The sequence below is a fragment of the Micromonospora sp. NPDC005324 genome (genome assembly GCF_040607155.1).
Lineage (GTDB): Bacteria > Actinomycetota > Actinomycetes > Mycobacteriales > Micromonosporaceae > Micromonospora > Micromonospora trifolii.
The window spans coordinates 1-6,295 of the sequence record NZ_JBEXGE010000090.1 but is presented as its reverse complement, the minus strand read 5'-3'; the positions used below and the strand labels follow the sequence as shown (position 1 = coordinate 6,295).

Genomic DNA, 6,295 nt, shown 5'->3' with positions numbered 1-6,295 from the left:
CCGCTGCTGCCCCCGACGCGCCACCACAATCGTCCAGGCCATCCTCGTCCTACACCACGTCCAGACCAGCCCAAACCCACGATGAAAAGGGCTCACTGGTTTCATTGAATGCCCCAGACTGGGCATTTTGAGTTCTTCTGTCTGGGATCGTATTCAGCTCGCTGGCTGCCGGGTCAGCAAGCCGACGAATTACGGCAATCTGCACTATTTGCCCTGGCTGATGTCGCATCGATATGCCAGCTTCGTTCCGCAGAACGTGTATGGCTCAGAAAAGCCCTAGTATCGTCGGACTACGGTTGCGATCCAGGGCGATTGCGTAGTCGGCTGGCGATCCGCTGACCAGGGATTTCGGGACGATTTCGACCTCTGCGGAAGCGCAAAGAAGCGGGTGAGGTCGCATCGGCGATCATGGAGTTGCGACGCTTCACAGCTCCGAGGAAGACCCCATTCGACCGGTGGTTGCATGACCTGGGCGAGCAGGCCCAGCGTCGGCTCGGGTTCCCGCACATCGGGTCGCGTCTGGCCCGTCGGGTGGCTGCCGGTCGGCAGCACCGCCGGGCGGCTGCTGACGCACCTGGACGACGCGCTGCTCGGCACCGTCCTGGCCAGCGGGGTGCGCACCCGCACTCCCCTCGCGGTAAGCAGGCCGGGGCGGTATAGCACGGCACGCGACGCACGAACCAGCGGCGGCCGCCAGGTGCATCTGCTCTCCGCGTTGGACACCGGGACCAGCGTTGTCCTCACGCAGGCCACCGTGGACGCCAAGAGTAATGAGATCCCGGCGTTCGCGCCGCTGCTCGATGCCATCGAACAGGTGCTCGGCTCATGGTTTAGCGACCCGCCTACTCCTCCGACCTGTCCGACGCCCGCTGGGGCCAATCGCACCACGTCTGCACGCCTGGCTTCAGACCCGCACCGACGCCGGCGTCGGCGGACGCGCCACCAGCCAGGACCTGCGAGCAATCGTCAACGCAATCCTGTACGTCAACCGCACACCGGTCGGCCTGCATCACCGACAGCCAAGCCAAAGCCACCCACCCCGCCCTGACCAAGACATGGGTCGGCGCCGGCTTCAAGAACAAGGCCATCGAACACGGCGCCACCCTCGGCATCGACGTCGAAAGATTCTCCAAAGACCGAACGTCCGAGGATTCTCCGTGGTCAAATGCCGCTGGATCGTCGAACGCGCCCTCAGCTAGATCCAACGCCGTTCAGTTAAGCGGTTGGGCAGATCGTCAAGGCGTGTCTGAGGCGTAAAGCAGCGGAGCTCCGGTATAGAGGGTGGTCACTCTAAGACGCCCTTGAACCTGGAGCTCCGCTGGCTGATCAGATTGCCATAACTCGTACGGTGAGGGTAGCTGCGGGGGTGTTCGCGCCGGGCCATCTGGGCGAGCTGACTCGGCTGGTGCCGTTTGAGATGGTCGATGATGTCCTGGCCGTGACCAGGCGAACGCAGTCACGGGTTCGGCTGTTGCCGGCCCGGGTCGTGATGTATCTGCTGCTCGCGGGATGCCTGTTCGCCGAACTCGGATACCGGCAGGTGTGGTCCAAGCTGACCAGCGGGTTGTCCGGCCTGCCACTCGTGGCGCCCACCGGCAGCGCCCTGCGCCAAGCCCGACAACGTCTCGGTCCGCAACCGGTGCAGGCACTGTTCGATTTGTTGCGCGGGCCGGCCGTCACCAGCGCCGCTCAGGTGCGCTGGCGGGGTTTGCTACTGACCGTGGTCGACGGAACTCTCCTGACGGTCGCGGACTCGGCCGCCAACAGGGGCCGCTATGCCAAACAACGCTGCAACCACGGCGGTTCCGGCTATCCGCAACTACGGCTCAGCGCCCTGCTGTCCTGCGGCACCCGCTCAGTTCTGGACGCCGTGTTCGACCCGGTCAGCGTCGGGGAACTCGACCAGGCCCGCCACCTCTGTCGCAGTCTGCGCCCCGGGATGCTGCTGCTGGCCGACCGAAACTACGCCGGCGCAGACCTGATCATCACTCTGGCCGCCACCGGCGCGCACCTGCTGATCCGCTGCAAGACCGGCCGCAAACTACCGACCCTGCGCCGCCACCAGGACGGATCCTTCTCCTCCATCATCGGCGGGCTGCCGATCCGGGTCATCGACGCGCAGATCAGCATCACCACCACCGCGGGCACCCACACCGGCGGCTACCGGCTGATCACCACCCTGCTCAACCCCGTCACCCATCCCAGCGCCGAACTGATCCGGCTCTACCACCAGCGCTGGGAGATCGAGACCGCCTACCTCGAACTCAAATCCTCGATCCTGGGCGGACGTGTCCTACGCGCCCGCACCCCCGACGGCATCCAGCAAGAGATCTACGCCCTGCTCAGCGTCTATCAACTACTGCGCACCGCGATGGTCGACGCCACCGACAGCCGACCCGGCCTCGACCCCGACCGCGCCAGCTTCACCACCGCCCTGAACACCGCCCGCGACCAGATCGTGCACGCCGCCGGCGTGCTGGCCGACACCGTCATCGATCTGGTCGGCGTCATCGGCGCCGACGTCCTGGCCCACCTGCTGCCCGAACGTCGCCTACGCACCAAAACCCGCATGATCAAACGCTCAAACAGCAAATACCAAGCCCGCGGCCCCACCATCGACCGGCGCAGCTACCAAGCCACCACCAGCATCGACATCATCAGCCCCGACCCTTGACGACCACACCAACCGCCTAACTGAACGGCGTTGCAGCTAGATCATGCAACACCGACGCCTCGCCCGCGACTACGGAGCCCTACCTGACAACTCCGCCAGCATGATCCACGTCGCGGAGACCGACAACCTCACCAAACACATCACCGACGAAACCATCCCAGCCTGGCGACACACCTGAACATGGCACCCTCGTAAGATACGAGCAACCTCGCTCATCACAGACGACATCTCAAGCAATGCCATCCGCCCGCGGCTTACTCAACGATTACCTGGGCGCCACGTGCGTCGGCTTGACCGGCGGGCGATGGCGTCCGCCTCGCCCCACCGTCCCTGAATGCGAACCAGAGAGAGAGAGTCAATCCCGGAGGGAAGCGCGGGGGACGTGACCAGGTGATCCTCAATGGAGTCGAGCCCCAACAGCGTTCGCAGCAGCAGAAGCGGCGTCCCACTGGACCAGGCCTGGGGACTACAGGCGGTCGGATACTCGACCGGGTGTCCTGTCAATGCCCGTGGATATCCGGCGAACGCCTCGGGCAGTCGCCCATTGAAGTAGGCGCTAGCGTCAAGAATGCTTTTACAGATTCGGGCCGCCTTTTCGGTGAAGCCGTAGCGGCGCAGGCCCCAGGCGATTATTGAGTTATCGAACGGCCACACCGTGCCGACATGGTAGCCGAGCGGATTGTATCGCTTCTCACCGACCGCCAACGTTCGAACGCCCCAACCACTAAAAAGTCTAGGACCGAGCAGATGATCCGCTACTGCGCCGGCCTTCGCCTCGTCAACGATGCCACTCCACAGGAGATGACCAATGTTCGAAGACAGTACTTTCAGCTGACGCCCATCCCTGTCGATCCCGAGAGCGAAGTACCCGTCGTCGGCCACCCAGAAGTCCCTGTTAAAGCGCTCCCTGAGCTCTGCGGCCTCGCTTTCCAGCTGGCTTGCATACGACTGATCATTCCAGAACGCTCGGGCGAGACGTGCTCCGCGAATTTTTGCGTCGTACGCATAGCCCTGCAGTTCACAGGTTGCGAGGGGGTATTCGGGAAGGCTACCGTCGTCGTACGAGATCGCGTCCCATGAGTCTTTCCAGCATTGGTTCACCAAACCGTTTTCGGGATTTCGGCTCTTATACCACACGTAGCCGGTCCCTAACTGGTCGCCATACGTCCCGATCCAGTTCAGTGCCGCCCGGGTTTCAAATTCCAGGTCTATGACCATCTGGTGGTCACCGGTCCACCGCTCATACTCGTCAAGCAGAATGACAAACAGTGACGTCGCATCCGCAGTGCCGTAGTAGGGCGAGTGCGGCTGTTCGTAGAACGCAGCAGACTCACCAAACCTGATCTCGTGAGGTATCTTACCCGGCTCCTCGTCCCGAAAGTCGTCGACCCTGGTTCCTTGCAAAGCACTCAACGTTCTGAGCGTGGCCTGAGCAAGACTTGCTGCGAACGGAAGAGCCTGGAAACTGGTGAATATGCTGTCTCGACCGAACGCGGTCATGAACCAGGGAAGCCCGGCCGCCGGCATGTTCTCCCCGGCACCGAAGAGGCTGAACCTTAGGGCAGACAAGTCGATGATGCTGCGCTTGTATGCCTCTATCACAGTTTGTGAGCTTGATTCGATGTACGGCGAGCTGGCGGTCCAGAGCGCTAGTTCGTTAACCATGGACTTCCGATCCCGATGAATTACCCCTGCCCGTATGTCACGCCCGTGGGCACCTACAGCCAAGGCCTCGACGCTTACCTCCGTCACCCATTCCCCGTCAGGTTCGATATTGATTTTCCAAATCATGCCGTTATCACTGAATTTCGGCTGCAGCGTCGACCTAAAGATCGTCTCCCTTCGGAAATCGCCTCGGGTGTAGCAGTACCGCAGGTGATCGGGACCGTAATCAGTGGCGAACTGCCCACTTTTGCGCTGCTCGTCCTTGATTTCGAAGATGTCGGCAAAGTCAGACTCACACCGCATCCGCACGGTGACCGCCCTAGGCTTTGAATCGTGGTTGATCAAAGTCAGCGTCTCGGTGAAGCTGTCGCCGATCCAACGATGACGGATGACCGAAAGTGAGGCGTCGGTGTACTGGGTCGCGGTACCAGGGATCAGAAAAAAGCGAGCCTCAAAGTACTGAATGTCGTCCACCGACAGCGGAGACAGCCGCTCCTCGTCCACCGTAAGTATCCACTGCGACAGATGGCGTACGTCCAGCGCGAAGAAGCCGTTGGGCGTCGTCGTCGAGGTCTCGATGTCTCCGCGGCTGTCACTGACTACGAAGCTGCTGCCGTCCAAGATTCGGACCGAATCCGTGTCGCTCATCCCCGCTGCGCTTCCGTGACTTGGGCCGTTGGGCCGAGTAGCACCTTCTGCAGCTTGAGAAAGAGGAGGAGATTCCCGGAGACGGCGATGGTTCCTCGCACCAGCAGAGCGATTGCGTTGTCTTCCCCCGTCACCACCCTGGCCATCGGCTCTTCGTCGGCGACAACGATGCAGTCGGCGGAGTCATTCTTGTCCGAAACCTCGACGTTTCCATCTCTCGTCTCGACCCACCAGTAGCGCGAGCCTCCCGGACAACTCACGTCGAACCGCAGGGAGCCGGTGGTAGAACTAAGCGACGGGTAATGCGTGCCGTCGAGGCGCGCGAAGTGGCGCTCGATCGCTTGCATCTGCTCCCTCTCAATCTCATTTATTCCGCTGCGCGCACGCCTACGCGAATCCCTGGAATTGCGTTCTGCCAGAGGCCGATGACGTTTCCGGCCGGATCCGTTATATAGGCGTAGGTTCCATGTTCCCCTGAGGACGTGCGTCCGATCATCCGGGCGCCTCCGTTTCTCTCAGCACTGGTGATCGCGGCGTCGATATCCTCCACCTCGACAAATATCGTGACTGAACGAATATCTTGCGTCCGTTCGGTTATCATTCCAGGTATCAATCCGAGCTCCTCGGGCATGCCACTCTCGTCGACGGCAGTCGGACTCACCTGAACTACCAAGCGTTGTCTTTCACCTCCGCCTCCGGGCTGCCGCGCTGGCGCCACGGCGGGCGCGGCTCCCGTGTCGCGCCATCCGAAAGTAGAGGCGTAGAACCGCCTCGCGGCGCCGATGTCGTCAACCGGTAGTTCGAAGAACACCACACCATTCCCCATCGCATGATCCTCAATCCGATCGTGGTAGATTCCTTCGACCGCAGTCGCAAGAAAAACAAGATTCACCCGGCAGAGCAAGAACGGCTCTATAGTATGGCAATCCTGGGTTGTGATTGCGTCTTCCCCGATCTGGGCCCGGCCGCTCCTGCCGGGAGGGGCCGCAGCCCCGCGGAATAGGTCGTTGGACGTAGCCTGCAAGGCCTCGAAGGCCGCGGCGGAGCGGTCGATGGCGGTCACCGCTGCCAGGCCCGGGAAAAGGCCGGCCGCGCCGAGGACTCGCGCGCGGTGGTACTGGACACCCAGTCGATCCGGGCAGCCAACCACGTCCCGGCCGCTGCGATCAGCAAGGACGCCGGCAAGAAGGTGCCGGGCCGCAAGTGGGCTAGCCCCAACGCCGTTCAGTTAGGCGGTTGGTGTGGTCGTCAAGGGTCAGGGCGGATGATGTCGATGCTGGTGGTGGCCTGGTAGCTGCGCCGGTCGAT

At 62.3% G+C, this 6,295-nt stretch carries 4 protein-coding genes and 3 pseudogenes; 4 read left to right on the top strand and 3 right to left on the bottom strand.

Features of this window, described 5'->3' with window-relative positions:
• Positions 1–855: 855 nt before the first annotated feature.
• The 3 genes and pseudogenes from ABZS40_RS36100 to ABZS40_RS36090 form a co-directional block, all read left to right on the top strand.
• Positions 856–1,193, top strand: a pseudogene (locus ABZS40_RS36100) (hypothetical protein); the annotation flags it as partial.
• Between the two features lie 155 nt (positions 1,194–1,348).
• Positions 1,349–2,674: an IS4 family transposase gene (locus ABZS40_RS36095; protein WP_354949193.1), complete on the top strand. Its 1,326-nt coding sequence runs from the start codon at positions 1,349–1,351 to the stop codon at positions 2,672–2,674.
• A gap of 40 nt (positions 2,675–2,714) precedes the next feature.
• A pseudogene (locus tag ABZS40_RS36090) lies at positions 2,715–2,852 on the top strand (IS5/IS1182 family transposase); the annotation flags it as partial.
• 80 nt (positions 2,853–2,932) lie between these two features.
• Here ABZS40_RS36090 and ABZS40_RS36085 read toward each other — a convergent pair.
• Genes ABZS40_RS36085 through ABZS40_RS36075 form a run of 3 tightly spaced genes read right to left on the bottom strand, consistent with a single transcriptional unit; the run spans position 2,933 to position 6,050 of the window.
• Positions 2,933–4,987 (bottom strand): glycogen debranching N-terminal domain-containing protein, encoded by a 2,055-nt coding sequence (locus ABZS40_RS36085; protein WP_354949191.1) that lies wholly within the window; start codon positions 4,985–4,987, stop codon positions 2,933–2,935.
• Entirely contained in the window at positions 4,984–5,334 is a 351-nt protein-coding gene (locus ABZS40_RS36080; RefSeq protein ID WP_354949189.1) for an SCP2 sterol-binding domain-containing protein, read from the bottom strand. Before ABZS40_RS36080 ends, ABZS40_RS36085 begins: the two co-directional genes overlap by 4 nt.
• Positions 5,335–5,354: 20 nt before the next feature.
• Positions 5,355–6,050, bottom strand: coding sequence for a VOC family protein (locus ABZS40_RS36075; RefSeq protein ID WP_354949187.1), 696 nt, complete (start codon positions 6,048–6,050; stop codon positions 5,355–5,357).
• Between ABZS40_RS36075 and ABZS40_RS36070 the strand changes: the two are divergent.
• Positions 6,051–6,191 (top strand): annotated as a pseudogene (locus ABZS40_RS36070) (IS5/IS1182 family transposase); the annotation flags it as partial.
• Positions 6,192–6,295: the final 104 nt, after the last annotated feature.